The organism is Citrobacter sp. NCU1 (assembly GCF_010231475.1).
Lineage (GTDB): Bacteria > Pseudomonadota > Gammaproteobacteria > Enterobacterales > Enterobacteriaceae > Citrobacter_D.
Genome location: NZ_NRDO01000031.1, coordinates 1 through 1,855, shown reverse-complemented (window position 1 = coordinate 1,855; position 1,855 = coordinate 1). Strand labels below are relative to the sequence as shown.

Below are 1,855 nucleotides of genomic sequence, written 5' to 3'. Positions count from 1 at the left end.
TCTGGGCCAATATGGTGGTGGCCTGGCAGAACCTGCCGGAGGAGATCAAACAGAAGATAGCAAGCTTGCGTGCATACCATAGTCTGGAGTCCAGCTTTGGGGCGGCCATCCCTATCGAGAAACGGCTGGCGCTCAAAGCGCAGTTCCCGGATGCGGAGCACCCGGTGGTGCGTACCCATCCGGAGACGGACGAGAAGATCCTGTTCGTCAACGCCTTCACTACGCACTTCAGCAACTACCATACCCCGGAACATGTTCGCTACGGGCAGGACTACAACATGGGCGGTAGCGATCTGCTGCGCTATCTGATTAGCCAGGCCTATCTTCCCGAATACCAGGTACGCTGGCGCTGGCAGTCCGACAGCATCGCCATCTGGGACAACCGCAGCACCCAGCACTATGCCGCCATGGACTACCCGCCTAGCCACCGCAAGATGGAGCGGGCTGGGATCATGGGTGACAGGCCCTTCTAGATTGCACCTCCACCCGGGCGACGTGCCCGGGTGAATCAACGACTCATCAAAACCCTACTATGCCAGGAGAGAATAGATGCAATTTTTTGACGATTCCCTGCACCCGGAGAACATGGAAAAGGTCGTGATCACCGTGGCCCCTTACGGCCCGGAGTGGGCGCCGGAAGACTTCCCGGAAGACATCCCGGTCACTATGGGGGAGCAGATCCAGAAGGCGGTGGATTGCTACGAAGCCGGTGCGACCGTGCTGCACCTGCATGTGCGTGAGCTGGACGGTACAGGTTCCAAGCGTCTGTCCAAGTTCAACGAGCTGATCGCCGGAGTGCGCAAGGCCGTGCCGGACATGATAATTCAGGTCGGTGGCTCCATATCTTTCGCCCCGGAAAGTGATGGCGAGGCAGCCAAGTGGCTATCAGACGACACCCGTCACATGCTGGCTGAGCTGACGCCGAAGCCGGATCAGGTCACGGTCGCCATTAATACGACCCAGATGAACATTATGGAACTGCTCTATCCGGAATACCTGGAAGGCACCTCCCTGGCCAACCCGGCCTTGCAGGCTGCTTACAGCGAGATGACGGTACCGGCGGGTCCGGCCTGGGTCGCAGAGCACCTCCGGCGTCTACAGGCCCACGGCATTCAGCCGCACTTTCAGTTGACCGGCATGCACGCCTTCGAAACCCTGGAGCGTTTGGTGCGCAAAGGTATCTTCATGGGCCCGCTCAATCTGACCTGGATCGGTATCGGTGGCGGTTTTGATGGCCCCAACCCGTTCAACTTCATGAACTTCGTCCAGCGCGCGCCTGATGGTTGCACTCTGACCGCCGAATCCCTGCTCAAGAATGTGTTGCCGTTCAACATGATGGCGATGGCGATGGGCCTGCACCCGCGCTGCGGCATCGAGGACACCATCATTGGCCAGCACGGTCAGCGCATGAGTTCTGTCGAGCAGATCCAGCAGTGCGTGCGGGTGGCGCATGAGCTGGGGCGCGAGGTGGCGAACGGCAAGGAAGCTCGCGCCATCTATCGTATCGGCGTCCAGTACGACAGCGTCGAACAGACCCTGCTGGCCAATGGCATGGCACCGAATCGCAAGGCGGGTGAGAAAGGCGTGCCGCAACGCGGCTAAACGAGATGTGCCGCCCCTCTGGGCTTATGGGGCGGCCTGACAAGTTCGGTTTGCAATAAAGGTCACTGTCCTGAGCGCGATGCGATGCGGGCAGATGAATGAGGGACTGTATGGCTACGTATCATATCAACAACGATGACGACGCGAGCAAAGTTACCGTTCCGCGTCGTTATGCCTGGGTAGTTTTTGCGCTGACTTTTGGACTGCTGATTTCCGACTATATGTCGCGTCAGGTGCTCAACGCCGTCTTTCC

At 59.1% G+C, this 1,855-nt stretch carries 2 protein-coding genes; both read left to right on the top strand.

The annotated features are described in order from the left end of the window. The first annotated feature begins 11 nt into the window (after window positions 1-11). Window positions 12-473 carry a TauD/TfdA dioxygenase family protein gene (locus tag CJP72_RS09650; protein ID WP_238340038.1) on the top strand — a complete coding sequence of 154 codons (462 nt, stop codon included), beginning with the start codon at window positions 12-14 and terminating at the stop codon, window positions 471-473. A 76-nt stretch (window positions 474-549) separates the two neighbouring features. After that, complete coding sequence (locus tag CJP72_RS09645; protein ID WP_162380648.1) at window positions 550-1,602, top strand: 3-keto-5-aminohexanoate cleavage protein; 1,053 nt, start codon at window positions 550-552, stop codon at window positions 1,600-1,602. Window positions 1,603-1,855 lie beyond the last annotated feature (253 nt).